Consider the following 24,645-nt stretch of genomic DNA (forward strand, 5'->3'; position numbering starts at 1 on the left):
AAACAGGCTTTTGGACGGACGTCAGTTGTTAAGTTCATTATATGCGTATCTCAAAAGTTTGCAAAGAAACTTTTACAAGAAAGTAAACTTTATGTTCATTTTCGCCCATTTCCGGCTTGAAATGCTACAATAAGACCTATAAAGACAGAAAGGAAGAGAAGGAATGCCGGAATATGAACATGTTGAGGAACATTTCCAGGCATCTGACACCGTCCGTGATATTGTGATTGGCATGTCAGACGGGCTGACTGTGCCGTTTGCACTCGCAGCAGGATTATCCGGTGCAGTGGATTCGCCGGTGCTCGTTCTCGCAGCCGGCGCGGCGGAAATTGCGGCTGGTTCCATTGCCATGGGGCTTGGCGGATATCTGGCAGCAAAATCGGATGCCGAGCATTATTATAGTGAATTAAAAAGGGAATACCGGGAAGTAGAAGAGGTACCGGAACGGGAAAAAGACGAAGTCCGGGATGTATTTAAGGCATATGAGCTGAAACCGGAACAAATCGAGGCAATCGTCGATAAAATGGCGGAAAACCCTGATAAATGGGTGGATTTTATGATGAAATTCGAGCTGGGGCTTGAGAAGCCAGAAAAAGGGCGGAGCTTAAAAAGTGCGTTAACGATTGCCTTGTCTTATATTGTGGGCGGGCTGATCCCGCTTTCCCCTTACTTTTTTGTCACCCGGGCATCACAGGCCTTGCTTGTTTCCGTTCTGGTGACGCTCGTTGTTCTGTTTATTTTCGGGGCAGTGAAAGGGCGGTTTACCGGTTCCAATGTGTGGAAGAGCGGGCTTGAAACGGTTGTGATTGGCGGTTTGGCCGCTGCCGCTGCGTTTGGGCTGGCAAGGCTTTTGACAAAATAAAACGCACTTTAAGAACGGCACGGGGAACTCTTTTCACGAAAAAACAGTGGGGGGAGCCCATGCCGCAATGGACTGGAGGGAGCTGTATGTTATATATTTGGGTCGGGGTTGCCGGTATTTTCGGTGCCTTGGCACGCTATTATTTCGGCATATGGATCGGCATGTACACGCATGCCGTTTTTCCATACCCGACACTTGCGATCAATCTGGCCGGCTGTTTTCTGCTTGGCTGGCTTACGATGCATATATTTCAGTCTAAAAAGATTCATCCGTATGTTGTAACCGCACTTGGCACCGGGTTTGTCGGTTCCTTCACCACATTTTCGACTTTCAGTGTGGAAACGGTGCAGCTGATCCGGCAATCGCATGCGTTTGCCGCGATGTTGTATGTTTTCTGCAGTTTATTTGGCGGCTTGTTCATGTCATGGGCCGGCTTTAAACTTGGCGGAATACTGCATTCGCGGGCTAAAGGCAGCGTCGGTTCAGATACAGCATAAATAAAGGAGACGGATTCATGGTTTTAAACGGCATCTTTATCGCAATTGGCGCCTTTTTCGGGGCGGTTTCCCGATTTTCTCTTTCGCGGTGGATCAACCGGGCCTTTCCGGCAAAATTCCCGCTGGCCACATTTTTCATTAACCTTTCGGGCTCATTTATGCTCGGCCTTCTGTTCGGTGCTGGTGCCGGGAGTTCGTGGCGCCTGCTTCTCGGGACCGGCTTTTTGGGTGCCTTTACAACTTTCTCCACTTTTAAACTTGAGAATATTCAGCTGCAAGCAGACAAAAAATATCATATTCTTGTCCCGTACCTTGTGTTGAGCTATCTGTTCGGCATTGCCCTGGCATTTTCAGGCATCCTGCTCGGAAAATATTTTACATGAAGCATGAAACTTTTGGGCAGGCACTCCGTATCTTAATGATAGACGGCCGGTACATGTTTTCTTTTTATTTGCCGAGCCTGGTATTTCAATGCTCTTGACAGGGTATTGGATTTATAAGCATAAATGAGGAGGATTGTATATGAAGAAGTGGATGCCATGGCTGATTGTGGCCGCCATATTGGTGGTTCTGATCGTCAGCGTTTTTACAAGTTATAACAGCTTGGTGAATGCGGAAGAAAATGTAAATCAATCTTATTCGCAAATTCAAAACCAGCTGCAACGGCGGACGGATTTGATCCCGAATCTTGTGAACACCGTCAAGGGCTATGCTTCCCACGAAAAAGCGGTGATAGATGACGTCTCGAAAGCCCGCGCACAATTGGCCGGGGCGAAAACACCCGGAGATCAGGCAGCGGCAAACGACCGCCTGGACAGTGCGTTGAGCCGGCTGTTGGTGGTGGTTGAAAAATATCCGGATTTAAAAGCAAACCAACAATACACGCAGCTGATGGATGAGCTCGCCGGCACGGAAAACCGCCTTGCTGTGGCGCGCCAGGATTACAATAGCGCCGTCGCAACGTATAACAAAAAGGTGAAAAGAATGCCCGGCGCACTTATTGCCGGCCTGTTCGGTTTTGAGGAAAAGGAATATTTTAAAGCGGATGAAAGTGCAAAGAAAACCCCGAAAGTTGATTTTGGGGACAGCAGTGATCAGTGATGAAAAGGGCCGCGCTTATTACAGCCGTTTTTCTCGCCTTTCTGTTTGCCGTATGCACGGCCGTTCCCAGTGCGCGTGCTGCAGCGGGCATTCCGAAACCGGCCGGGGACATCTATGTGCAGGATTTTGCCGGGGTGCTGACAGACAGCCAGAAACAGGAGCTCGTTTCGCTCGGCAGGCAGCTAGATGAGCAAACAAAAGCGCAAGTCGCGGTATTGACTGTGGACACGACCGGGAAAGACACAAACATTGATGCTTACGCCAACAAAGCTTTCCGCCAGTACGGGCTCGGCAATAAAACCATGAACAACGGGGTATTGCTCGTAGTGGCAGTAAAAGACAGGAAAATTAGAATTGAAGTCGGGTACGGCTTGGAGGGGGCGCTTCCGGACGGAAAAGTAGGACGGATCCTTGATCAGTATGCCATACCGTATTTGAAAGAAAACAAGCCGGATGCGGCGGTTATCAATACGTATAAGAAGCTTGCCGCCGAAACGGCGAAAGAATACAATGTAAATCTTCAAGCCCATCCAAAGGCGTATGAGTGGCCCTCTTCCGCCCAGGCTTCCCCTTATTCGTTCTGGAAACAGATTTTGATCGGGCTTGGGATCCTTATCCTGATTTTCATTGATTTCAAGTTTCTCGGCGGGACCATGACGTATTTTCTGCTGAATATCCTGATGATGTTCTTTCGCGGCGGCGGTGGCGGCGGGGGAGGCAGCAAAGGCGGCGGCGGTTCTTCCGGAGGCGGCGGCGCAAGCCGGGGATGGTAACGCCAAAGGTTCTCCTTTTTTGAACGGCCGGGAAGCACGCTTTAAACCGCTCCCCGCATTGGCAAAAGCCCGGCGCAGCCATAGGAGAAATGAAAACGGGTAAAGCAGCAGGATAAAGCACCCTGCTGCTTTCTTTGCATGGCTGTTGAGATTTCGGGATGCCAGGTTCGTTTTGCCCGAATCGAGCAGGTTGTACAGCTTATAAGTATTTTAAACCTGCTTGGATGCCCAGCCGATATCGGCCGCATACTGGTTTGTGGCAGCACGTTTTTTGCATTTGCAATACCGGTCGGGTTCCATCTCGTTTTATAGAGCGTCTCCTGCCCCTTTTGCAAATAATGGTATTATAGCGTTTGCTTCTATTTCATCGTAAAAAAGAATAAAAATGATAGAAAGCACTTTAATACCCGGAAAGGAGTTGAAGCGGTTGAAAAAAAGAGTGTTTCTGGCTGCCGCCGTGCTTCTGGCCTCAGCCATTTTGCTTATGGCCTTAAAAAAACCGGACGATCCCGATAAAAATAAAACAGCAGGGGAGAGGCAGGAAACCGCGGTGAAGGCACAACCGCTATCCGGCGGTGCAGAAGCAAAAGAAGGGGAAAAGGCGCCGGATTTTGCACTGACAAATCTATCGGGGCAAACGGTCAAACTGTCTGATTTTAAAGGGAAAACGGTGATCCTGAATTTTTGGGCTTCCTGGTGCCCGCCGTGTAAAGCGGAGATGCCGGATATGCAGCGTTTCTATGAAAAAAACCCGGATGTCGCAGTGCTTGCTGTGAATTTAACGAATACCGAAACAAACGAGAATGCGCCGCTTGACTTTGTGAAGAAAAACGGCCTTGCTTTTCAAATTCTGTTTGACATGGACGGCTCCGTCGGCACCCTTTACAAAACGGTTACCATTCCGACGACTTACTTTATTGATGCAGAAGGGACCATCATCCGTAAAGTCATCGGCCCGATGGATGAGAAAACGATGGCCGAATTTGCGCAAGAGTGCAAAAAAAGGGGGGAAGGGAAGCCCGAATAGATCAAGGATTTTTTAAAAAAAAAGTGGTACAGTATACAGTAGTAGGGAATGTAAAAAGGAAAGGTGCTGACCATGATGATGTACGGTGGCTATGGCATGATGGGCGTATTCAGCCTAATCGGCATGATTGCCCAGCTTGTCATCTTTGTGCTCGTGATTTTTTTGATAGTGGCAGGCATCAAAAAAGTGAGCGAATTCCGGCCGCATCAAAGGGAAGACAAAAGCCTCGACATTTTGCGGGAACGGTATGCAAAAGGGGAAATCACGGAAGAAGAATTTAAAAAAATGAAGAAGGATTTGATGGATTAAGGGATTATCCGGCTTCTTTTTTACACAAAAAAGCGGGGGCTTGCATTACAAGCCTCCGCTTCATGATTACTGGATTTGAATCCGTTTTCCGGATGGGCCTTCCTTCGTTTTCTTCGGAATATGAATTTTCAGGACGCCATTATCAAGGGTGGCGCTGATTTCGTCTTCATTAATATTATCCACGTAAAACTTCCGGACGAATTCGCCATAGCGGCGTTCCTGCCGGATAACTTTATGTTTTTCATCTTTGCTTTCTTCCATTTGGTCGCGTTTTGCACGGATGGTCAGCTCATTATTGCGGACATCAATGGTAATGTCCTCTTTTGAGAAGCCCGGCAGTTCGGCCTCCACAAGATAAGCATCTTCTTTTTCCGTAATGTCGGTACGGAACGAGTTTGCGTTCGCAAAAGGCGCCAACGCATTCGCATCAAACATCTCATTGAAGGTCTTCATCATACGTTCGAAAACATCGTCGTTTCTTCTGAACGGCATTAAATCAAACATATTCAATCCCTCCTTTTCACTATTATTATACCCCACTGTAAAAAAGTTGAAAACAAAGTTATTATACCCCACTGTAAAAAAGTTGAAAACAAAGATGCCAATGCACAACAGATGTTCACAAAATCGTCAATCTATAACGATGGATTTCCGGTGTTAAAAACCATTACAATGGTACTGAACATCAAAAAAGAAAAAGCAGGGGTAGGATGAACAAGACAAAGTTAGGGGCTCTGATTTTAATCGTGGCCATTGTGGGTATTGGCGGTGTTTTCTTTTATAATGGCTATGTGAAAATCAGCACAAATCATAAAGCGGCACAGCATCCGGATCTGCCCATTCCAGCCGTTTTAAAAGATACGAACCCGGATCCCAACGTGGCGGAGTATACTTTAACCGCACAGCAGGGGAAAAAGGCGTTTATTTCCGGGAAAACAACAGCAACGTACGGATATAACGGCGACTATTTGGGGCCGGTCATCCGGTTGAAAACGGGCGAAAAAGTGAATATCACCGTAAAAAATAAATTGCCGGAAGCAACGACGGTCCATTGGCACGGCCTCATTGTCCCGGGTTCGGCTGACGGCGGCCCGCATGCTGCCATCCAGCCGGGCAAAACATGGAAAGCAAAGTTTACGGTGAGCCAGCAGGCTGCCACGCTCTGGTACCATCCCCATCCGATGGGAAAAACAGGCGAACAGGTATACAAAGGCCTGGCCGGTCTGATTTATGTCGATGACAAACATGCGGAAAGCCTTGATATTCCGAAAGACTACGGCAAAAATGATTTTCCGCTTGTGCTGCAGGACCGCCGCTTTAACAAAAACGGCCAGCTCGTGTACAAATTAAATATGACAGATGAAATGTACGGCTTCCAGGGCACAACCGAACTGGTAAACGGCGCGGTGAAGCCGCAGTTAACGGTCAGGCGCGGCCTCGTCCGTTTCCGGATTTTAAACGGGGCAAACGGCAGGACGTACAATCTTCATCTGAGCGGCAACAGGACATTTGTGCAAATTGCATCCGACGGGGGATTTCTCAAGACGCCTGTGCAAATGAAAAAATTAACGCTTTCTCCCGGGGAACGTGCAGAAATTTTGGTTGATTTTTCAAAAATGAAAAACGGCAGCACGCTCCGGCTCCAAAATGGGAAAGAAACGCTCATGTATTTTAAAGTAAAAGGAAAGTCCGACCAGACCTACAAAGTTCCACAAAAACTGGCTGTGATCGAAAAAATGCCGGTGCAAGAAGCGGTGAAAACGCGGAAATTTGTCATGTCCGGCATGGGCCCGAACGTCAGCATTAACGGCAGGCAAATGAACATGGACCGGATAGATGAGGCGGTTAAATTAAATACGATGGAGAGCTCACCTAAACTTACACCGTTCCATTTTCTTTTATGGTCATTGCGTGCTATCCACACTTTGTAGCCTAAAGCCCGCCCTAATTTGGCAAGATCATATTGCATTTCTGAATGGGAGTTTTCCTCCGCCATATCTTTCTCTACTTCTTTATGTCGGCGTGCAATTGCTTTTACCTGCTTATCCAGTTCATTTTGTAATACAAGTTTTGCATTTTCATCGATGACTAAACGGTTCGATCCGATTTCAAAGAGAAGGCCGGCGAAAGCGCCCAAATCTTTGGACAGCATGTTACGGTATTCCTGATTTTTAAAGAGAATAATCTCCCTCATTTTTAAATACTCAGGCCAGGAGCCGAGTTTAATTTTTTGGCTGAACAGCAAATTAAAGCCTTTCACAATGGCTGTATTAAACGGAGGAAATAAAGTCGGATGCAAAAAATAGATTATATTTGCAACAGCCGGTCCTAGCCCTTTTATGTTGTATCCATTCAATTCACGTATTTCATCCAAAACTTGTTTTTCATTTGTTGCATTCAGGCACGCTTTCAAAAACCGCCCGAACGCTTTTTTGTTTGCCTCATTTTCGTAAATATCCGGGATACGCAGTTTTGGTTTCCAAAAAAATGCATGGGCGGCGCCTTCAAATATTTGTTTCTGTTCTGATATCGCCGTCACTACCGTTTCTAAACTGGAACCTTTAAAATCATTTCCAAACTTGCCTTCTTCAATTTCATCTATAACCTTTGCCAGGCTTTTTCTAATGGACCGGAAAGCTTTTAATCTATCATCATTATTTAAGAACCAAGTGTGGTATACGGACTCGGGGTCATTTTTATAGGTGTTGATGATGTCTTCCATTGATAAAACTCCTTTTTAAAAATGGCAATTTTACTAAATTATACTAATATTATATCTAAAAAATAGAGGCGGGGAACGAGTGGTAAAGAAAAAATTTGTTACAGAGACAATTGATGATAAAAAATGAAGTAATCCACACTGTCTAATTATGAGATAAAAAATCTTTTTGGGTCCACAACCCCTTATACCCCACTCCCCAAACGGTGATCAAAGTATGATATACCGAAAACCGGCATTTCTCAGCTTGTTCTGGACGTTGCGGATATTCCTCGAAAAACAAAGAATTAGTTGGAAGCCATTACAGGCCAATATAAGCATGTTTAAGGAATTTTTTAGAAAAAGGTGATACATTAAGTATGAAGATCGAAATATAATTTGGAGAGCGAAAATTAAAAATGAAAGGATGCTTGTCTATGCATATGTGGTACAATGAGTACGGTGGATACGGCATGATGGGCGTTTTCGGGATGATTGGCATGATCGTCCAGCTGTTGATTTTCATATTAATTATTTATTTGATTGTAATTGGCATTAAAAAAGTAAGCGAAAAAGATTTCGGGGTTCATCCGAAAGAAGACCGTAGCCTGGAAATATTGCGGGAACGGTATGCAAAAGGCGAGATCACGGAAGAAGAATTTAAGAAAATGAAGAAAGACTTGGCGGAATAAGGGGCTGCAATTGGCTCCTTTTTCGTTAAATTTTATTGACAATATACCTATAGGGGTATAAAATGAGTTTTGTAAATACCAAGTTAAATAAAAATCAAATTATTTTTTGGTTTCCAATATACCTATATGGGTATTTAGACAGATCATTAGGAGGTAAATATCATGGCTGTAAGGAAAGTGATCATCGTAGGAGGTGTAGCCGGCGGGGCAACCGCTGCCGCCAGACTCAGAAGGCTGAGTGAAGACATCCAAATCGTTCTTGTGGAACGCGGTGAATACATCTCTTTCGCAAACTGTGGATTGCCGTACTATATCGGCGAAACGATCAAGGACCGCAGCAATCTTCTTGTGCAGACGGTTGAGGGCATGTCGAAACGGTTCAATATAGATATCCGCACTTTAAGCGAAGTAACAAAAATTGATCCGGAGAAGAAGGCTGTCACCATACAAAACTTGCGGACCAATGAAGTGTACGAAGAAACGTACGACAAGCTGCTCTTGTCCCCGGGTGCACGCCCGATTGTGCCGCCTGTTCCGGGGCTGGGAGAAAACAAAACGCTCTTTACGCTTCGCAATATCCCGGATACGGATCGCATCAAAAACTTTGTGGATCAGGAAAAACCGGAACGTGCAGTGATTATTGGCGGCGGTTTTATCGGCCTTGAAATGTCGGAAAACCTTGCACATCGCGGGATTCAAGTGACAATCGTAGAGATGGCAAACCAAGTGATGGCGCCAATCGATTATGAAATGGCGAGCCTTGTACACAACCATTTGAAAGAAAAAGGCGTCCGCCTTGTGTTGGAAAACGGGCTTCAAGCTTTTGCAAATGAAGGAAAAAAAGTGATTTTATCAGACGGGACAGAAATTGAAACGGATATGACGATTTTGGCGATCGGCGTCCGTCCGGAAAACCAATTGGCAAAGGATACGGGCCTTGCTTTGGGCGGGCGCGGCGGCATTGTTGTTAACGAATACTTGCAAACTTCAAATGAAGATATTTACGCAGTCGGTGATGCGGTAGAAGTTGTGGATTACATCAACGGAAACAAGACAATGATCCCGCTTGCGGGACCGGCAAACCGGCAAGGGCGCATTGCCGCCAATAACATCATGGGCAAAAAGGAAAAATACGAGGGGACGCTCGGCACTTCGATTGCAAAAGTATTTGACCTCTCTGTTGCGGTAACCGGCAATAACGAAAAAACGCTGAAACGGCTTGGCGTGTCATACGAAGTCGTCCATATTCATCCGAGTTCGCATGCCGGCTATTATCCGGGCGCCACGCCGATTTCCTTGAAACTGATTTTTGACAAAGATACTGGAAAAATTTTCGGAGCACAGGCGGTCGGTACGGACGGCGCTGATAAACGGATCGATGTCATTGCGACGGCCATTAAAGGCGGCTTAACTGTTGAAGATTTGACGAACCTGGAACTTTCCTATGCTCCGCCATATTCTTCTGCGAAAGACCCGGTCAACATGGCTGGCTATGTCGCTACCAATCTCATGAACGGGGAACTCGAACATGTCCAGTGGCATGAAATTGACAAGATCATTGAAGATGACGGGATTTTGATAGACGTCCGGGAACCGATAGAACGCGAATTCGGCCATATCAAAGGATCGATCAATATTCCGCTGAACGAATTAAGGGACAGGCTCGATGAAATTCCGAAAGACAAAACCGTTTATGTCAGCTGCCAGGTTGGTTTGCGCGGCTATTTGGCTACGAGGATTCTGAAAAACAACGGTTTTGACGTGAAAAACGTGGACGGTGGATGGAAAACATACTCCGGCGTGTTTGGAAGCAACATTGAAAATGACAGCAAAACGACTGTGAATGACAGAGGCGAAACGGAAGTTACAGGTGAAGTACAGGCGGATAAAGTACTGGATGTGAGCGGTCTGGTTTGCCCGATGCCGGTGATCCGCTTGAAAAAAGGCATCGAAACAATTAAAAGCGGCGAAGTGCTTGAACTGCATGCAACAGACAGAGGCGCGCTCAATGATCTTCCGGCATGGTCAAGAAATGCAGGCCATCAAATTTTGAAAACCGAACAAGACGGACCAACGATTAAATTCTGGATTCAGAAAAAATAATAGCGGAGGCGCAATATGACGATCTTAAATATTGTCATCCTGGTATTGATCGTGCTGCTTGTGATTCCCCGCCTGATCCCGGCAAAAGGGGTCAGGCAGATCACCACAGCAACGTTAAAGAATGAATTAAAAGATAAAGGGAAGCAATTTATTGATGTGCGAACGCCTGCAGATTTCAAAGGGAACCACATCAAAGAATTTAAAAACATCCCTTTGCACCAGCTGGCCGAAAAATCCGCACAGCTTTCGAAAGACAAAGAAGTGGTGGTCATCTGCCGAAGCGGGATGAGAAGCAGCAAAGCATGCAAAATTTTAAAGAAACAGGGATTTAAGCAGATCACAAATGTAAAAGGCGGCATGTCAGCGTGGAGATAGCTTGGGATGCCAGATACCCCTCCCTGTATAATTCGGGCAGTCCACTGATAAATAGGTAAGAAGTGCTGATATGTATTGAATTTCCGCTGATATTTTCCAAAAACCGCTGATAAAAGCATGAGAACCGCTGATTTTTTATGAAACAGCATCGGAGATACCCCTTGTAAAACAAAAAGGAGAGAAGACAGATGAACAATGTAACAGTTTATACTACGACGCATTGCCCGTTTTGCGCGATGCTAAAAAACTTTTTAAACGGACAGAACATTCCTTACAGAGAAGTAAATGTGGAAAGGGTCCCTGCGATGATGCGGAAACTTGTCGCAACAACCGGGCAGATTGGCGTTCCACAAACCGAAATCAACGGCAAATGGGTGATCGGTTTTGACCCGGAAGGCATTATGCAGGCATTACAAAATTGAGGAGAGATGAAACATGGGAAAAGTAGCGATCATTGCAAGCAACGGCGGATTGTTTGATGCCTATAAAGTATTTAACATTGCAACGGCAGGGGCAGCGTCCGACATGGAGGTGGCCATCTTTTTCACATTTGAAGGATTGAACCTCATCCATAAAGAAGTGCATAAAAATTTGCCGATGCCGGAAGGAAAAGAAAACTATGCGGAAGGTTTTGCGAAAAGCAACACCCCTTCTATTCCTGAACTCGTTGAAATAGCAAAAGACCTGGGTGTAAAATTCATCGCCTGCCAGATGACAATGGATGTCATGGGCCTGAAGAAAGAAGATTTTATCGACGGCACTGAAGTCGGCGGCGCTGTCACTTTTCTCGAATACGCAAAAGATGCGGATGTAACGCTGGCGTTTTGAAAAAGAGCGGAGACTCTCCCTCGAGTCCCCGCTCTTTTTTATTGAATTTCAATCCTTTTTCCGGATGAACCTTCTTTCGTTTTCTTCGGGATGTTGATTTTCAGGACGCCGTTATCAAGGGTGGCGCTGATTTCGTCTTCTTTAATATTGTCGACATAGAACTGCCGGACGAATTCGCCGTAGCGGCGTTCCTGCCGAATGACTTTATTTTTTTCGTCTTTGCTTTCTTCCATTTGGTCGCGTTTTGCGCGGATCGTTAAATAGTTATTGTTCACATCAATCGTAATGTCTTCTTTGGAAAAGCCAGGCAATTCCGCTTCAACGAGATAAGCATCTTCTTTTTCAGTAATATCTGTCCGGAACGAGTTGGCATTACCGTTGAACGGTGTTAAAGCATTTGTGTCAAACATATCATTGAAGGTCTTAAGCATACGTTCGAAAACATCTTCATTCCTTCTGAATGGCATTAAATCAAACATCTCAAAATCCCTCCTTCTACTTACACTATCATTATACCCTGCTGAAATCGGTTTAAAACAAAGATACTATTCAAAATAAATTTGTTCACAAAAGCGTCAAAACTTATTAATAGAACTCCTGCACAAAAAAACGTTAAGATGATACCGAACATAAAAATAACAAAAAGCAGGGGTAATATGAAAAAGAGAGTATGGATAACAGCCATTATCCTATTGGCTATCGTGATCATCGGGGGTGCCGTTTTTTACAGTTGGCACGTGAAAAAGAGCGCGGAGCAAAAAGACGCGCAGCATCCTGCACTGCCGATTCCGGCGGTGCTTAAAGACACCAATCCGGATCCGGATGTGGCGGATTTCACTTTAACCGCACAGCATGGCAAAAAAGAATTTATAGCTGGAAAAACGTCAACGACATACGGGTATAACGGCAATTATTTAGGTCCTGTGATCAGGGTGAGAAAAGGCGAAAAGGTCAATATGACAGTAAAAAACGACTTAAAAGAAGTGACAACGGTACACTGGCATGGCCTTCTGGTACCGGGTTCCGCAGACGGAGGCCCACATAATACGATTTTGCCGGGCAAAACGTGGAAAGTCAGCTTTACCGTAAGCCAGCAGGCAGCCACGCTTTGGTACCATCCGCACCCGATGGGAAAGACGGGTGAACAGGTTTATAAAGGCCTGGCCGGGCTGATTTATGTCGATGATCAAAATTCGGAGAAACTAGATATCCCGAAAGACTACGGAAAAAACGATTTTCCGCTCGTGCTGCAGGACCGCCGTTTTACGAAAAACGGGCAATTGTCCTATAAATTGGACATGAACGACCAAGTATTCGGCTTTCAGGGCACGACCGAACTCGTCAACGGCGTAATCCAGCCGCAATTGACAGTCAAACGCGGTCTTGTCCGCCTCCGGATTTTAAACGGCTCAAACGGCAGGACGTATAATCTGCACCTAAGCGGCAACCAAACATTTACGCAAATTGCATCTGACGGCGGGTTCCTTGCATCGCCGGTGAAAATGAAAAAACTGACACTTTCAGCCGGAGAGCGCGCGGAAATCCTTGTTGATTTTTCCAAGCTAAGAGACGGCGGTATGCTCCAGTTGAAAAACGGAAAAGAAACGCTGATGTATTTTAAAGTTAAAGGCAAATACACAAAATCTTACAGCGTCCCAAGGAAACTTGCAACCATTAAGAAAATCCCGGATTCAAAAGCGGTCAAAACCCGCAAATTTGTGATGAGCGGCATGGGCCCGAATGTCAGCATCAACGGCAAGCAAATGGATATGAACCACATTGATGAAACAGTGAAACTGCATTCCATCGAAATTTGGGAAATCAAAAACGCTTCAACTTCCATGGGGACGAAAAAAATGGTGCACCCGTTCCATGTCCACGGTGTCCAGTTCCAGATTTTGAGCATAAACGGCAAAACGCCGCCTGCAAATGAGCAGGGCTGGAAAGATACAGTGCTCGTCAATCCGGGAGATACGGTGAAAGTGATAATGCGGTTCCCGTTTAAAGGCATTTATATGTATCACTGCCATATCCTCGAACATGAAGACCTTGGCATGATGGGGCAGTTTGAAGTGAAATAAGCCAGAAAGGGAGTTCTCGCAAAAGTCCTTTTTAAACAAGAAAACCCGTTGAGAAATTACTTTTTCTCAAAGGGTTTTCTTGTTTAGAGCAAAATTTTCCCGAGGAAACGGTTCAGAGAAGCTTTGTCAGGATCATTAGAGCAAAAATCTCTGGAGAAACGGCTTTGAGAAGCTGTGTCACGACCGTTAGAGCAAAATTCCTACTTAAATGGGGCTTTTGGGACAGCTCCGTTACGCTTTCAGTGAAAAATCTTCTACTCCGCCAAATGTACCGCCAAATAAAACAGTGCAATGCCTTCCGCTGTTTTCGGATCAATGCCCGTGACTTCGGTGATTTGCTTCAGCCTGTAATGGAGCGTATTAATATGCACATGGAGCTGTGCGGCTGTTTCTTTCAGCGACAGGTTGTTTGCAAGATAGGCTTGCAATGTTTCTGCGAGGCCCGCATGTTCCTGCAGTTTCGCGATTGTTTTTTGCAAATACTCCTGGCGCGCCTCTTCCGACACTTCTTCTATCAGCAGATCAAGGAGCAGGTCTTCATAAAACACAATACCGCCATTTTTTCCGGCAACTTTCAAAGCTTTCTGTGCTTCTTTGAACGACTGGCGGATCACATATGTACCGGCTGTTTTTCCGACCCCGACTGCGCAATTTGGCGCAAATCGCCGCTTAAAATCTTCCAATTGCCCATAAAACCGTTCTTTTGAAAACGGCGCTTCCACGCTTTTCAGCAGCAAAAACAACCCCGGACTCCAGTGCACAATCATGTCGCGGTCCGTTTCAATATAGGATTGCAGCCGTTCAAATATTTCTGTTTCCCCCGATGGCGGCACCGCCATTTTTAAAAAACAGCAGATGTGAGGCACCTGCATCGGAATCCCAAGCATCAGTCCCCGTTCAACGAAATGCTGGTCATACGCCTTTACTGTCGCCCATTCGTAGAAATATGCCTCGAGCCCCCTCGTTTTGGACCGTGCTTGTTCAGCATGGACGGTTTCCTGAATAATAAGCTCCGTCAGCCGGCGGATCAGCTCCGCATAATGTTCGACTTCTTTCGGATTGCCGGTGACGCCGATAACGCCAATCGTCCTCCCTTCGAACCGGATCGGCATATTGATCCCCATCCGCACCCCTTCCATTTGCGCCGCCATTTCTTCATCAATATACAATTTTTTGTTCGTTTGAAAAACTTTCTGTGCCCCCATATGGAAGTTTCCAATCCGGTCTTTTTGCGTCGAGGCCATGATCACCCCGTTTTCGTCCACAACAATAATATCCTCATCCATCACCGACTGCACTTCATTCACGATTTTTCCGGCAATTTTTGGAAACAACAGCATGTTGACCACCTTTGTATATAAATTTAAAAATCAACCAATAGTAACCGCTAAACTTTGTATTTTTATCTATATCATTCTTGCACTTTTAGCTTTATCATAAAATGAAGCACAAAACAATATTTTTCTCGTTAAAATATTGAAAATTTGCAGAACGGGGGGAAGGTTTGATGATTCAAGCCGATATAAAAGAAAAACTGCAGCAAATTGTTGGCCCGGAAAATTACGATGATTCGAAGGCGGGCAGGCTTGTGTATTCGTATGATGCAAGCCCGCAGTTTCAGTCAATGCCGGATGCGGTCGTGGCGCCGCGCAATAAAGAAGAAGTGCAGAAAATCGTAAAAATTTGCAACAAACACCGGATTCCTATTGTGCCGCGCGGGTCGGGCTCCAACCTTTGTGCCGGCACATGCCCGATAGAAGGCGGCATCGTGCTGTTGTTTAAGCATATGAACAAGATTTTGGAAATTGATGAAGAAAATCTGACGGTGACGGTTGAGCCCGGCGTGATCACGCTCGATATGATCAAAGCGGTGGAAGCAAAGGGGCTGTTTTATCCGCCGGACCCGAGTTCGATGAAGATTTCGACCATTGGCGGCAATATCAACGAAAATTCCGGCGGGCTGCGCGGTTTGAAATACGGGGTGACCCGCGACTATGTGCTGGCACTTGAAGCCGTGCTTGCAAGCGGTGAGGTCATCCGCACCGGCGGAAAACTGGCGAAAGATGTAGCCGGCTACGATTTGACGCGGCTTTTGGTCGGTTCGGAAGGGACGCTCGCCGTCATTACGGAAGCGACGCTGAAACTTTTGCCGATGCCGGAAGCAAAAAAGACGATGCTGGCGCTTTACCAGGATATTGAAGCGTGTGCGCAAACGGTTTCCGACATTATTGCGAACCGGATCATCCCGGCGACGCTGGAATTTCTGGACCAGCCGACACTGCAGGCGGTGGAAGCTTTTGCGCATATCGGCCTACCGACCAATGTGAAGGCAGTGCTTTTGATCGAGCAGGACGGCCCGCAGGAAGTGGTGGAACGCGATATTGAAAAGATCGCGGAAATTTGCCGCAAGCAACATGCAGTCGATGTAAAGGTGGCAGCTTCCCCGGAGCATGCGGAAGCGCTCATGACGGCAAGACGGAGCGCATTAAGCGCACTCGCCCGTCTGAAGCCGACAACAATTTTGGAAGATGCGACCGTGCCGCGTTCTGAAGTCGCAAAGATGGTAGTGGCGATCAATGAAATCGCTGAAAAATACGGGCTTCATATCGGAACATTCGGCCATGCGGGGGACGGGAATCTGCACCCGACCTGTCTTGCTGATATCCGCGATCAGGACGAAATGGAGCGGGTTGAAAAAGCGTTTGCGGAAATTTTTCAAAAAGCGATTGAACTGGGCGGCACGATTACCGGCGAACATGGCGTCGGGATGGCTAAAGCGCCGTACCTTGAATGGAAACTCGGGAAACCGGGCATTAGCGTCATGAATGCGATCAAAAATGCGCTGGACCCGAACCATATTTTAAATCCCGGCAAAGTCTTTGCCAAAGAAACGGATCGAGTGGTGATGGAAAAATGATAACACAAGAACAGCAAAAAGAAATCCAGCAGAAATTCAGGGATAGAATGGACGAAGACCAGCTTTTAAACTGCATGCGCTGCGGCTTTTGCTTACCGTCTTGCCCGACCTATATTGAATCGGGGTTCAAAGAATCGCACTCGCCGCGCGGCCGGATTGCATTAATGAAAGCCGTTGTGGACGGCGTTATCGAACCGGATGAAGATGTGGAGCGCTCTTTGGACCTGTGCCTCGGTTGCCGGGCTTGCGAAGCGGTATGCCCGCCCGGCGTCCAATACGGGCATCTTTTGGAAGAAGCGCGCGATATTATCCAGCAATCGAAGAAAAAGAAGCAGTCTCTGCCGGTAAAAGTGATCCGAAAAGCGGTCTTTGAAGAATTGTTTCCCCACCAGAACCGGATGCGTGCTTTAACAGGCCTGATCGGCTTTTACCAGCGAAGCGGCTTGCAAAAAGCGGCGCATGCGACAGGCGCTTTAAAACTTTTGCCAAAAAATCTATCGTCTATGGAAAAAGTGCTGCCAAACATCCCAAAATGGAAGGAAATGAAACAGCGCCCGGAACATCTGATGCCAAAAGCAGAAGTAAAAAAACGCGTTGCCTTTTTTACCGGCTGCCTGATGGATACGATGTTCATGGAGACCAATGATGCGACAATGAAACTATTGCAGCTTGCCGGTTGTGAGGTTGTCATTCCGCAGGACCAGGTATGCTGCGGGGCGCTGCACGGCCACGGCGGCGAAAAAGAGATGGCAAAAGACCTTGCCCGCCGCAATATCAAGGCTTTTGAAGATTTGCACGCCGATTATATTATTACGAATGCCGGTGGTTGCGGCGCCTATTTAATCGATTATGGCCATTTGTTAAAAGACGATCCGGAATGGGCGGAACGGGCCGCGGCATTTTCAAGCAAAATAAAAGATATCTCTGCTATCCTCGTAGAACTAGGCTTCCATAAACGGAAACTCAGCCTCCCGGAACAAGTGGTGACGTACCAGGATTCATGCCATTTGCGCAATGTGATGAAGACCTCTTCTGCCCCGCGCCTGCTCCTTGACGCGATCGAAAATGTGGAATTCCGGGAAATGAAGGAAGCGGACCATTGCTGCGGGTCGGCCGGCATTTACAATATTGTCGAGTCGGAGATGTCCATGCAAATTTTGGATCATAAAATGGAAAACGCAAAAGCAACACATGCCACAACCATTGTGACCGCCAATCCGGGCTGCCTGCTGCAAATGAAACTCGGGATCGAACGGGCTGGTTTAAGCGGAAAAGTCCGCGCTGTCCATATCGCCGACTTGCTGATCGAAGCGATTGGGGAAAAAGTGCCGGTATAAAGCGCAAAGTTTTTTAGCGGACCGGGCATAGCGACCTTGCGATTTACCCATGGAGTCGAACCGAACTGTTAGAAAGCAATCAAAACCGCTGAGCGTACCCTGCCCGGCGGTTTTTCCTGTTTTTCCGGCTTTCGGGGAACTGGGTATTGCTATCAGTTGAATCTTTTGCAAAAATTGTTATGATAAAAGAAACTTGAATGAAGCATATTCGGGACAATATACGCATAAACGGGCGGATAAGCTTGCATCTTGTGGACAGAACGGTAAAATGAATGGAGTGTCACGGATTGATCTTGAAAAATTTTTTGCCGGACCGACAAGTGAAATCGGTGTTGTCAATCAGGCCGGAAGAATTAAAAAAGCATGGCATTAAAGCTATCATCACCGATTTGGACAATACATTGGTCGAATGGGACAGGCCGATTGCGCCGCCAAAACTGGTCCAATGGTTCCAAGATATGCAGGAACATCATATCAAAATCACGATTGTTTCCAATAATAATGAAATGCGGGTCAAAACATTCGCGGACCCGCTTGGCATCCCGTTTCTTTTCAGAGCGAGAAAACCGCTTGGCAAAGCGTTTCGTAAGGCGCTTGCCATCATGAACGTGAAAAAGGAAGAAACCGTCGTGATCGGCGACCAGCTTTTGACCGATGTGCTCGGCGGTAACAGAAGCGGTTTTTATACGATTCTCGTCGTCCCGGTTGCGCAATCAGACGGCTTTGCGACGAAACTCAACCGGATGATTGAACGCCGGATTATGGGCTGGTTCAGGAAAAAAGGTTATTTGACTTGGGAGGATTGAATTTGGAAAAACAAGCTGTCCATTGTATCGGCTGCGGGGCACTCATCCAGACGGAAGATCCGGATGAGGCAGGTTACGCGCCAAAATCTGCGCTGGAAAAAGAGCAGGTCATTTGCCAGCGCTGTTTCAGATTGAAACATTACAATGAAGTGCAGGACGTGCCGCTTACAGACGATGATTTTTTAAAAATTTTAAACCGGCTTGGGCAAGTGGATGCGCTCGTTGTAAAAATTGTCGATATTTTTGATTTCAACGGGTCCTGGCTGCCGGGATTCCACCGTTTCGCGGGCAAAAACCCGGTTCTTTTAATCGGCAATAAAGAGGATCTCCTGCCAAAATCGGTGAAAAGAGCGAAAATGGCCAACTGGATGAAGCAGCAGGCGAAAGAACTCGGGCTCCGTCCGGTCGATGTGTTGCTTGTGAGCGCAGCAAAGGGGCACGGCATGGATGAAGCGATGGCTGCCATCGAACAGTACCGGAACGGGAAAGATGTGTATGTTGCCGGCTGCACGAATGTTGGGAAATCCACTTTTATCAATCGCATTATACGGCAGGCAACAGGGGAAAAAGAGGTCATCACTACATCCTATTTTCCGGGGACGACGCTGGATATGATCGGTATCCCGCTTGATGACGGGACATCTCTTTATGACACGCCGGGGATCATCAACCACCACCAGATGGCGCATTTTGTCGGGAAAAACGAATTAAAGGTGATTACGCCGAAAAAAGAAATCAAGCCGACCGTATTTCAGCTGAACGAGCAGCAGACGCTGTTTTTCGGCGGTCTTGCGCGGCTTGATTATATAAAAGGCGGCAGACGTTCATTTGTCTGCTATGTTTCAAATGCTTTAAAGATTCACCGTACAAAACTTGAAAATGCGGATGATTTGTATGCGCGCCAGCTCGGGGAACTGCTCCAGCCGCCGGGAAAAGCGGAAGCCGCGGATTTCCCGGCGCTTGTCCGCCATGAATTTTCCATTAAAGAAGGAAAGACGGATATTGTCTTTTCCGGGCTTGGCTGGGTGACGGTCAACGAACCGGGTGCCGTTGTCGCGGCCTATGTGCCAAAGGGCGTTCAGGTCATGCTGCGCCAGTCGTTGATCTAAAAAGGTTCTGTTTTAACGGGGAGTGAGGAATGTGCGCGATTTATATGGGGTGATCGGTGACCCGATTGCCCATTCGCTGTCGCCTGCGATGCACAATGAAGCATTCCGGGCACTTGGGATTGATGCAGACTATCATGCTTTCCATGTCACACCGGAAAATCTGGAAGCCGCCGTAAACGGCATGAAAGCAATCGGCGTGGCCGGATTTAATGTGACCATTCCGCATAAGCAGGCGATCATGCCCTATTTGGATGAGATTGACTTGCTTGCGGAAACGATCGGTGCGGTGAATACCGTTGTCCGCACCCCACACGGATGGGCCGGGTATAATACAGACGGCCCGGGGTTTATGCAGGCGCTGAAAGAAGAAAGCGGCCGGGTGATTTCCGGGGAAAAAGTGCTTGTCATCGGCGCGGGCGGTGCGGCAAGAGCGATTTATTATACGCTATGCCGGGAAGGGGCAGTCACCGTTGATCTGTGCAACCGCACGGTAAAAAAAGCGGAAGAAATGCGGGACGAAAGCCCTTTTCCGTGCCCGTCAAAGGTGCTTACGCTTAAAGAAGCGGAAGAACAGCTGGGAGAATATACGCTGATTGTGCAGACGACATCGATCGGCATGCATCCAAATACAGACGCACAGCCGCTTTCCGTCCGCAATTTAAATCCAGATGCGTTTGTATCTGATATTATATACAATCCGTTTGAAACGAAATTTTTAAAAGAAGCAAAAAAACGCGGCGCCCGGGTGCAAAACGGCCTCGGCATGTTTATTTACCAGGGGGCTATTGCGTTTGAAAAATGGACCGGCGTAAAGCCGGATACCAGGAAAATGAAAAACGTCGTTGAAAGCATTTTAGGAGGAAACTCATGTTAACAGGTAAACAAAAACGGTTTTTGCGGGCAAAAGCCCACCATTTGAGCCCGATTTTTCAGGTCGGAAAAGGCGGGGTCAATGAAAATATGGTCAAACAGGTGCAGGAGGCGCTTGAAGCGCGGGAACTGATCAAAATCAGCGTCCTGCAAAACTGCGAAGAAGATAAAGATACTGTTGCCGCAGCGCTTGCAGAAGGGGCGCGTGCGGAACTCGTGCAAATCATCGGCAATACGATTGTCCTTTATAAAGAATCAAAAAACCATAAAGAGATTGTTTTGCCTTAAGGGTGGGCGGCATGAAAAGAGTGGGTATTTTAGGGGGGACGTTCGACCCTCCGCATATCGGTCATTTGATTATCGCGAACGAAATTTTGCAGGATCTGAAACTTGACGAAGTCCGTTTTATGCCAAACCAGGACCCACCCCATAAAGAAAAAACGGCTGGCATCACTGGCCATGACCGGATCAAAATGCTCATGCTTGCCATTTCGGGGCAGCCGGCATTTTCGATTGAGGGGATAGAGATGGAGAGGCCCGGCCGCTCCTACACATATGAAACCATGGTGCTGCTTAAAAAGCGGGAACCTGATACGGACTTTTATTTTATCATTGGTGCGGATATGATCGAATATTTGCCGAAATGGCGGAATATCGATCAACTCGTCCGGCTCGTCCGCTTTGTCGGCGTCAACCGGCCGTCATATTCGCACCAGACCAAGTATCCTGTCCAATTTGTTGAAATTCCGGAAATTCATATTTCCTCGTCACTGATCCGTGAACGTCTGCAAAAAAATCGGTCGGTAAAATATTTAATTCCGGATGCAGTGTGGGAATATATAAAGGAGCATCATTTATATGGAACGTGAGAAAGCATTGGAACTTGTCAAAGCCCAGCTGACGGAGCGCCGTTACATCCATACGCTCGGTGTTGCTGAAAGCGCCGTCCGGCTGGCGAAAAAATATCATGCTGATCAGAAAAAAGCCGAACTTGCGGCGATTTTTCATGATTATGCAAAATTCCGCCCGAAAGAGGAAATGAAACAAATCATCCTCGACCAGAAAATGGACGAACGGCTGCTTTCTTTTCATCATGAATTATGGCATGCCCCTGTTGGCGCTTATTTGGTGGAAAAAGAAGCCGGCGTCACGGACCGGGAAGTGCTCGATGCCATCAAATACCATACATCAGGCAGGGCTGGAATGGCGTTGCTTGAAAAAATTGTATATTTGGCTGATTATATTGAACCCGGCCGGAATTTTCCGGGTGTCGAAGAAGCAAGGCGGCTTGCGGGCAAGGATCTCGATGAAGCGGTGTTGTATGCAGCCGGGCATACCATTACATTTTTAATTGGCCGGAATCAGCCCGTTTTTCCGGATACGATTGCGTTATACAATGATTTAGTGATGAAGAAAGAAGGGGAGTAAATGGACAATCAGACGTTATTAAAAACAGTCGTAAAAGCTTGCGATGATAAACGTGCGGAAGACATCGTCGTCCTCGATATGCGCGGGATTTCATTAATTGCGGATTATTTCCTGATCTGTAATGGGAACTCCGATAAACAAATTCAGGCGATCGCCCGTGAAGTGAAAGAAAAAGCGGAAGAAGCAGGAACTGCGGTCAGGCGCATGGAAGGGTTTGAAGAGGGAAAATGGGTGCTGATTGACCTTGGGGATATTGTCGCCCATATTTTTAACCGTGATGAACGGAATTACTATAATTTGGAAAGGCTTTGGGGGGACGCGCCGACTGTTAGTGCGGAGAGCGTCTTGCAATGAGCTACGAAAATTTCGCCTATGTATACGATGCGTTGATGGAAGATGCCCCCTATCCGCAATGGCTGCAGTGGGTGAAGCAGCAAAGGGAGCGGCATGGTGTCAAAGGAAGGCGCATGCTCGATCTTGCCTGCGGTACCGGTGAACTGTCACTGCTGCTTGCACGGGAAGGTTTTGAAGTAACGGGCGTTGATTTATCGGAAGACATGCTTACAGTCGCGAGCGGAAAAGCACTGGCTGAAGGGGCACACCTCACTTTCCTGCAGCAGGATATGCGCGCGCTTTGCGGCCTGCATGATTTTGATATGGTCACGATTTTTTGTGATTCTCTGAACTATTTGGAAACGGAAACAGAGGTCAAAGAAACGTTCCGGCATGTGCATGCAGCCCTGAAGGCCGGGGGAATGTTTTTGTTTGACGTGCATTCCGTTTATAAAACAGATGTGTTATTCCCTCATCACACTTTTGCCGATAACGGGGATGAGGTTTCCTATATCTGGAACTGCTTTCCGGGTGAGCGCCCGCATGCCGTTGAACATGATCTCAGTTTTTTCGTATATGATGAGAAATCCGGCTTGTATGAACGTTTTGATGAATTACATAAACAGCGGACGTTTCCGGTTGCTGATTATGAAAACTGGCTTACGGAATCGGGCTTCCATGTTATGCCGCCCGCTGCTGATTTTACAGAAGAAGCGCCCGGCCCAAAAAGTGAAAGGATATTTTTTACGTGCATCAAACGATAAAAGCATTCTGCCTACGCAGAATGCTTTTTTTGAAAAAAATTTAAAAAAGAAGCAGGAATAAACAGAAAGATGTCGAAATATCATGGTGTGCCGAATTGCCCGGCCACCGCGTCCGTATCCTCCTTAAATTTCTCATGCGTCGCTTCAAACAGTTTTTCGAATAAGCCATCCGTCCCTTTTTCAAGCACCTTTAATCCTTCGCCGGTGATACCGCCTTTTACCGTCACTTTTTCCTGCAGGGCAGGTAGCGTATAAATTTGCTGCTTCAGCAGTTCCCCCAGGCCGATCAACATCTCAGCCGTTAATATGCAAGCGGTGTCGCTGTCAATCTTTGTTTTGTTGACGGCTCCTTCTATCATTTTTTGTGCCAAAAAACTGAAAAAAGCAGGACCGCAGCTGACCAAATCCGATGCCACTCTCGTGATTTGCTGGTCAACTTCAACCGGGGTGGAGATGTTGGAGAACAGGGTTTTTAATTTTCCCTGCCACTCGCTTGTGCACTGGCTGCCAAATGTCAGCAACACCGCACCGGCAGCTGCCCTGTTTGTAATGCTCGGGATGGCTCTTGCGCACGAGCAGGGAACCATTGTGGCGAGCTGCCCGACTGTAACCGGGCTTGTAATGCTGACAAGGCACTGATCATTCCGGAAGGCGCCCCCAGCCTTCTCTAGAATGCCGTGAATCTCAAGCGGTTTTACACACAGCAAAATTAAGTCGCTCTCCAAAATAGTATTTTCTATATTTTTAACCTGCATCCCGGGATACTTGTTTGCAAGTTTTGCGGCTTTTTCAGGTGTGCGATTTGTGATCCGGAATTGTGCAGGCGTAACGGCTTTTGTTTCTATCAAAGCTTCAATTAACATGCTACCCATATTTCCCGTTCCGATCACGCCAATGTTCATGCTGGCTTCCCCTCCTCAAGCCGCCGATCTTTCAGCGCCCGGTACAATATATGCGCAAATTCAGGCGATTATGTATCCAAAAACAAAAAGAAAAAAAGAGGTGAACGTCTTTGAAAACGTTGTTTCTCAAATACCGCTGGCATGCTGCTGCGGCTGTCGCAGCCATTACGATTGCAATCTTTTACTATTTTAGCCAAAATGGAGGTATGGACACTGCTTCCGGGGCTTACCAGCAACCCGAAACGGCCGTGCAGTCCGGACAGCCTGCGGAGGGCGGGACAGATGTGCAAAATCAAAACGGGACCCAAAATACCGCACAAACGCAAGCCCCGGCCCAAACGCAGAACGCTGCCGAAGTTTACGTGGATGTAAAAGGCGCGGTGAAGCATCCCGGCATCTACAAAGCAGAAGCAGATGACCGGGTCTATGACCTCATTCAGGAAGCAGGGGGCTTTAATGAAAACGCCGACCGGAATCAGGTCAATCTCGCGCAGAAAGTAAAAGATGAAATGGTGATTGAGGTGCCGAAAAAAGGCGAAAAAGCGGCTTCTGCCCAAACTGCCACGGCGGCTGCCGGAATTTCTGCGCCCGCTTCCTCTTCTTCCGGGACGGCGGCAAGCGGTGAAGCGGCCGCACAGGTCAATATCAATACGGCCGACCAGACCCAGCTTGAAACGCTTCCGGGCATCGGGCCGTCAAAAGCTGCGGCCATTATCGAATACCGGGAGAAAAACGGCCCTTTTCAAAAACCGGAAGATTTGAAAAATGTGTCGGGGATTGGGGACCAGACTTTTGCGAAAATCGAAAATTCCATCACTTTACAGTAATCACAT

29 protein-coding genes are annotated in these 24,645 nt (G+C 47.1%); 25 read left to right on the forward strand and 4 right to left on the reverse strand.

What is annotated here, in order from left to right; translation table 11 throughout:
- Nucleotides 1-163: 163 nt before the first annotated feature.
- The 7 genes from BCOA_RS31270 to BCOA_RS31300 all read left to right on the forward strand — a co-directional run bounded on the left by BCOA_RS31270 (nucleotide 164) and on the right by BCOA_RS31300 (nucleotide 4,569).
- Nucleotides 164-862 (forward strand): VIT1/CCC1 transporter family protein, encoded by a 699-nt coding sequence (locus BCOA_RS31270; RefSeq protein WP_014097934.1) that lies wholly within the window; start codon nucleotides 164-166, stop codon nucleotides 860-862.
- Between the two features lie 86 nt (nucleotides 863-948).
- The gene (gene crcB, locus BCOA_RS31275; RefSeq protein ID WP_014097935.1) at nucleotides 949-1,359 is read left to right on the forward strand and encodes a fluoride efflux transporter CrcB; all 411 of its coding nucleotides are present in this window, start codon (nucleotides 949-951) and stop codon (nucleotides 1,357-1,359) included.
- A gap of 17 nt (nucleotides 1,360-1,376) precedes the next feature.
- Nucleotides 1,377-1,742: a fluoride efflux transporter CrcB gene (crcB, locus tag BCOA_RS31280; protein WP_014097936.1), complete on the forward strand. Its 366-nt coding sequence runs from the start codon at nucleotides 1,377-1,379 to the stop codon at nucleotides 1,740-1,742.
- Nucleotides 1,743-1,881: 139 nt separating this feature from the next.
- On the forward strand, nucleotides 1,882-2,460 hold the full coding sequence (locus BCOA_RS31285) for a LemA family protein (RefSeq protein ID WP_014097937.1): 579 nt from the start codon (nucleotides 1,882-1,884) through the stop codon (nucleotides 2,458-2,460).
- Nucleotides 2,460-3,233, forward strand: a complete 774-nt coding sequence (locus tag BCOA_RS31290; protein WP_014097938.1) for a TPM domain-containing protein — start codon at nucleotides 2,460-2,462, stop codon at nucleotides 3,231-3,233. Before BCOA_RS31285 ends, BCOA_RS31290 begins: the two co-directional genes overlap by 1 nt.
- A gap of 427 nt (nucleotides 3,234-3,660) precedes the next feature.
- The gene (locus BCOA_RS31295) at nucleotides 3,661-4,260 is read left to right on the forward strand and encodes a TlpA family protein disulfide reductase (protein WP_014097939.1); all 600 of its coding nucleotides are present in this window, start codon (nucleotides 3,661-3,663) and stop codon (nucleotides 4,258-4,260) included.
- Nucleotides 4,261-4,332: 72 nt separating this feature from the next.
- Nucleotides 4,333-4,569: an SHOCT domain-containing protein gene (locus tag BCOA_RS31300; protein WP_014097940.1), complete on the forward strand. Its 237-nt coding sequence runs from the start codon at nucleotides 4,333-4,335 to the stop codon at nucleotides 4,567-4,569.
- Between the two features lie 66 nt (nucleotides 4,570-4,635).
- Here the strand turns inward: BCOA_RS31300 and BCOA_RS31305 are convergent, their stop codons facing one another.
- A complete protein-coding gene (locus BCOA_RS31305) occupies nucleotides 4,636-5,073 on the reverse strand; it encodes an Hsp20/alpha crystallin family protein (RefSeq protein ID WP_013859730.1) in 438 nt (145 codons plus the stop codon).
- 206 nt (nucleotides 5,074-5,279) lie between these two features.
- Here BCOA_RS31305 and BCOA_RS31310 point away from each other — a divergent pair, with 206 nt between their 5' ends.
- From BCOA_RS31310 to BCOA_RS31335, 6 genes are all read left to right on the forward strand, one after another.
- Complete coding sequence (locus tag BCOA_RS31310; protein WP_014097941.1) at nucleotides 5,280-6,500, forward strand: multicopper oxidase family protein; 1,221 nt, start codon at nucleotides 5,280-5,282, stop codon at nucleotides 6,498-6,500.
- Nucleotides 6,501-7,704: 1,204 nt separating this feature from the next.
- A complete protein-coding gene (locus BCOA_RS31315) occupies nucleotides 7,705-7,959 on the forward strand; it encodes an SHOCT domain-containing protein (RefSeq protein WP_014097942.1) in 255 nt (84 codons plus the stop codon).
- A gap of 162 nt (nucleotides 7,960-8,121) precedes the next feature.
- On the forward strand, nucleotides 8,122-10,062 hold the full coding sequence (locus BCOA_RS31320) for a CoA-disulfide reductase (protein WP_014097943.1): 1,941 nt from the start codon (nucleotides 8,122-8,124) through the stop codon (nucleotides 10,060-10,062).
- 15 nt (nucleotides 10,063-10,077) lie between these two features.
- Complete coding sequence (locus tag BCOA_RS31325; protein WP_013859726.1) at nucleotides 10,078-10,437, forward strand: rhodanese-like domain-containing protein; 360 nt, start codon at nucleotides 10,078-10,080, stop codon at nucleotides 10,435-10,437.
- 188 nt (nucleotides 10,438-10,625) lie between these two features.
- A complete protein-coding gene (locus BCOA_RS31330) occupies nucleotides 10,626-10,859 on the forward strand; it encodes a glutaredoxin family protein (protein WP_014097944.1) in 234 nt (77 codons plus the stop codon).
- A 13-nt stretch (nucleotides 10,860-10,872) separates the two neighbouring features.
- Nucleotides 10,873-11,265, forward strand: coding sequence for a DsrE/DsrF/DrsH-like family protein (locus BCOA_RS31335; protein ID WP_013859724.1), 393 nt, complete (start codon nucleotides 10,873-10,875; stop codon nucleotides 11,263-11,265).
- A 38-nt stretch (nucleotides 11,266-11,303) separates the two neighbouring features.
- Here BCOA_RS31335 and BCOA_RS31340 read toward each other — a convergent pair whose 3' ends face one another.
- Complete coding sequence (locus tag BCOA_RS31340; RefSeq protein WP_013859723.1) at nucleotides 11,304-11,744, reverse strand: Hsp20/alpha crystallin family protein; 441 nt, start codon at nucleotides 11,742-11,744, stop codon at nucleotides 11,304-11,306.
- 177 nt (nucleotides 11,745-11,921) lie between these two features.
- On the opposite strand from BCOA_RS31340, the gene BCOA_RS31345 reads away from it, so the two are divergent.
- A complete protein-coding gene (locus BCOA_RS31345) occupies nucleotides 11,922-13,346 on the forward strand; it encodes a multicopper oxidase family protein (RefSeq protein WP_014097945.1) in 1,425 nt (474 codons plus the stop codon).
- A 254-nt stretch (nucleotides 13,347-13,600) separates the two neighbouring features.
- Here the strand turns inward: BCOA_RS31345 and BCOA_RS31350 are convergent, their stop codons facing one another.
- Nucleotides 13,601-14,686, reverse strand: a complete 1,086-nt coding sequence (locus BCOA_RS31350) for a CdaR family transcriptional regulator (protein ID WP_014097946.1) — start codon at nucleotides 14,684-14,686, stop codon at nucleotides 13,601-13,603.
- A gap of 167 nt (nucleotides 14,687-14,853) precedes the next feature.
- Between BCOA_RS31350 and glcD the strand changes: the two genes are divergently transcribed.
- The 10 genes from glcD to BCOA_RS31400 all read left to right on the forward strand — a co-directional run bounded on the left by glcD (nucleotide 14,854) and on the right by BCOA_RS31400 (nucleotide 22,910).
- Nucleotides 14,854-16,263 (forward strand): glycolate oxidase subunit GlcD, encoded by a 1,410-nt coding sequence (gene glcD, locus BCOA_RS31355; RefSeq protein ID WP_014097947.1) that lies wholly within the window; start codon nucleotides 14,854-14,856, stop codon nucleotides 16,261-16,263.
- The gene (locus BCOA_RS31360) at nucleotides 16,260-17,600 is read left to right on the forward strand and encodes a (Fe-S)-binding protein (protein WP_014097948.1); all 1,341 of its coding nucleotides are present in this window, start codon (nucleotides 16,260-16,262) and stop codon (nucleotides 17,598-17,600) included. Before glcD ends, BCOA_RS31360 begins: the two co-directional genes overlap by 4 nt.
- Nucleotides 17,601-17,887: 287 nt before the next feature.
- Complete coding sequence (locus BCOA_RS31365; RefSeq protein ID WP_014097949.1) at nucleotides 17,888-18,406, forward strand: YqeG family HAD IIIA-type phosphatase; 519 nt, start codon at nucleotides 17,888-17,890, stop codon at nucleotides 18,404-18,406.
- 2 nt (nucleotides 18,407-18,408) lie between these two features.
- Entirely contained in the window at nucleotides 18,409-19,515 is a 1,107-nt protein-coding gene (gene yqeH, locus BCOA_RS31370) for a ribosome biogenesis GTPase YqeH (protein WP_014097950.1), read from the forward strand.
- Nucleotides 19,516-19,546: 31 nt separating this feature from the next.
- The gene (aroE, locus tag BCOA_RS31375) at nucleotides 19,547-20,389 is read left to right on the forward strand and encodes a shikimate dehydrogenase (RefSeq protein ID WP_014097951.1); all 843 of its coding nucleotides are present in this window, start codon (nucleotides 19,547-19,549) and stop codon (nucleotides 20,387-20,389) included.
- The gene (gene yhbY, locus BCOA_RS31380; RefSeq protein WP_014097952.1) at nucleotides 20,383-20,673 is read left to right on the forward strand and encodes a ribosome assembly RNA-binding protein YhbY; all 291 of its coding nucleotides are present in this window, start codon (nucleotides 20,383-20,385) and stop codon (nucleotides 20,671-20,673) included. Before aroE ends, yhbY begins: the two co-directional genes overlap by 7 nt.
- An 11-nt stretch (nucleotides 20,674-20,684) precedes the next feature.
- A complete protein-coding gene (locus BCOA_RS31385) occupies nucleotides 20,685-21,254 on the forward strand; it encodes a nicotinate-nucleotide adenylyltransferase (protein WP_014097953.1) in 570 nt (189 codons plus the stop codon).
- Nucleotides 21,244-21,813, forward strand: coding sequence for a bis(5'-nucleosyl)-tetraphosphatase (symmetrical) YqeK (yqeK, locus tag BCOA_RS31390; protein WP_014097954.1), 570 nt, complete (start codon nucleotides 21,244-21,246; stop codon nucleotides 21,811-21,813). The genes BCOA_RS31385 and yqeK overlap by 11 nt, the downstream gene beginning before the upstream one ends.
- Nucleotides 21,814-22,167, forward strand: a complete 354-nt coding sequence (gene rsfS, locus BCOA_RS31395) for a ribosome silencing factor (protein WP_014097955.1) — start codon at nucleotides 21,814-21,816, stop codon at nucleotides 22,165-22,167.
- On the forward strand, nucleotides 22,164-22,910 hold the full coding sequence (locus tag BCOA_RS31400; RefSeq protein WP_014097956.1) for a class I SAM-dependent DNA methyltransferase: 747 nt from the start codon (nucleotides 22,164-22,166) through the stop codon (nucleotides 22,908-22,910). The genes rsfS and BCOA_RS31400 overlap by 4 nt, the downstream gene beginning before the upstream one ends.
- Nucleotides 22,911-22,990: 80 nt before the next feature.
- Here BCOA_RS31400 and comER read toward each other — a convergent pair whose 3' ends face one another.
- On the reverse strand, nucleotides 22,991-23,812 hold the full coding sequence (comER, locus tag BCOA_RS31405) for a late competence protein ComER (protein WP_014097957.1): 822 nt from the start codon (nucleotides 23,810-23,812) through the stop codon (nucleotides 22,991-22,993).
- Nucleotides 23,813-23,922: 110 nt separating this feature from the next.
- On the opposite strand from comER, the gene BCOA_RS31410 reads away from it, so the two are divergent.
- The gene (locus BCOA_RS31410; RefSeq protein WP_014097958.1) at nucleotides 23,923-24,639 is read left to right on the forward strand and encodes a helix-hairpin-helix domain-containing protein; all 717 of its coding nucleotides are present in this window, start codon (nucleotides 23,923-23,925) and stop codon (nucleotides 24,637-24,639) included.
- The last annotated feature ends 6 nt before the right edge of the window (nucleotides 24,640-24,645 follow it).

The sequence above is a fragment of the Heyndrickxia coagulans 36D1 genome, from assembly GCF_000169195.2.
GTDB lineage: Bacteria > Bacillota > Bacilli > Bacillales > Bacillaceae_C > Weizmannia > Weizmannia faecalis.

Coding starts and splice junctions, on each gene's coding strand:
- BCOA_RS31270 (WP_014097934.1), top strand. CDS start 164: ATGCCGGAATATGAACATGTTGAGGAACATTTCCAGGCATCTGACACC.
- crcB (WP_014097935.1), top strand. CDS start 949: ATGTTATATATTTGGGTCGGGGTTGCCGGTATTTTCGGTGCCTTGGCA.
- crcB (WP_014097936.1), top strand. CDS start 1,377: ATGGTTTTAAACGGCATCTTTATCGCAATTGGCGCCTTTTTCGGGGCG.
- BCOA_RS31285 (WP_014097937.1), top strand. CDS start 1,882: ATGAAGAAGTGGATGCCATGGCTGATTGTGGCCGCCATATTGGTGGTT.
- BCOA_RS31290 (WP_014097938.1), top strand. CDS start 2,460: ATGAAAAGGGCCGCGCTTATTACAGCCGTTTTTCTCGCCTTTCTGTTT.
- BCOA_RS31300 (WP_014097940.1), top strand. CDS start 4,333: ATGATGATGTACGGTGGCTATGGCATGATGGGCGTATTCAGCCTAATC.
- BCOA_RS31305 (WP_013859730.1), bottom strand. CDS start 5,073: ATGTTTGATTTAATGCCGTTCAGAAGAAACGACGATGTTTTCGAACGT.
- BCOA_RS31310 (WP_014097941.1), top strand. CDS start 5,280: ATGAACAAGACAAAGTTAGGGGCTCTGATTTTAATCGTGGCCATTGTG.
- BCOA_RS31315 (WP_014097942.1), top strand. CDS start 7,705: ATGCATATGTGGTACAATGAGTACGGTGGATACGGCATGATGGGCGTT.
- BCOA_RS31320 (WP_014097943.1), top strand. CDS start 8,122: ATGGCTGTAAGGAAAGTGATCATCGTAGGAGGTGTAGCCGGCGGGGCA.
- BCOA_RS31325 (WP_013859726.1), top strand. CDS start 10,078: ATGACGATCTTAAATATTGTCATCCTGGTATTGATCGTGCTGCTTGTG.
- BCOA_RS31330 (WP_014097944.1), top strand. CDS start 10,626: ATGAACAATGTAACAGTTTATACTACGACGCATTGCCCGTTTTGCGCG.
- BCOA_RS31335 (WP_013859724.1), top strand. CDS start 10,873: ATGGGAAAAGTAGCGATCATTGCAAGCAACGGCGGATTGTTTGATGCC.
- BCOA_RS31340 (WP_013859723.1), bottom strand. CDS start 11,744: ATGTTTGATTTAATGCCATTCAGAAGGAATGAAGATGTTTTCGAACGT.
- BCOA_RS31345 (WP_014097945.1), top strand. CDS start 11,922: ATGAAAAAGAGAGTATGGATAACAGCCATTATCCTATTGGCTATCGTG.
- BCOA_RS31350 (WP_014097946.1), bottom strand. CDS start 14,686: ATGCTGTTGTTTCCAAAAATTGCCGGAAAAATCGTGAATGAAGTGCAG.
- glcD (WP_014097947.1), top strand. CDS start 14,854: ATGATTCAAGCCGATATAAAAGAAAAACTGCAGCAAATTGTTGGCCCG.
- BCOA_RS31360 (WP_014097948.1), top strand. CDS start 16,260: ATGATAACACAAGAACAGCAAAAAGAAATCCAGCAGAAATTCAGGGAT.
- yhbY (WP_014097952.1), top strand. CDS start 20,383: ATGTTAACAGGTAAACAAAAACGGTTTTTGCGGGCAAAAGCCCACCAT.
- BCOA_RS31385 (WP_014097953.1), top strand. CDS start 20,685: ATGAAAAGAGTGGGTATTTTAGGGGGGACGTTCGACCCTCCGCATATC.
- yqeK (WP_014097954.1), top strand. CDS start 21,244: ATGGAACGTGAGAAAGCATTGGAACTTGTCAAAGCCCAGCTGACGGAG.
- rsfS (WP_014097955.1), top strand. CDS start 21,814: ATGGACAATCAGACGTTATTAAAAACAGTCGTAAAAGCTTGCGATGAT.
- BCOA_RS31400 (WP_014097956.1), top strand. CDS start 22,164: ATGAGCTACGAAAATTTCGCCTATGTATACGATGCGTTGATGGAAGAT.
- comER (WP_014097957.1), bottom strand. CDS start 23,812: ATGAACATTGGCGTGATCGGAACGGGAAATATGGGTAGCATGTTAATT.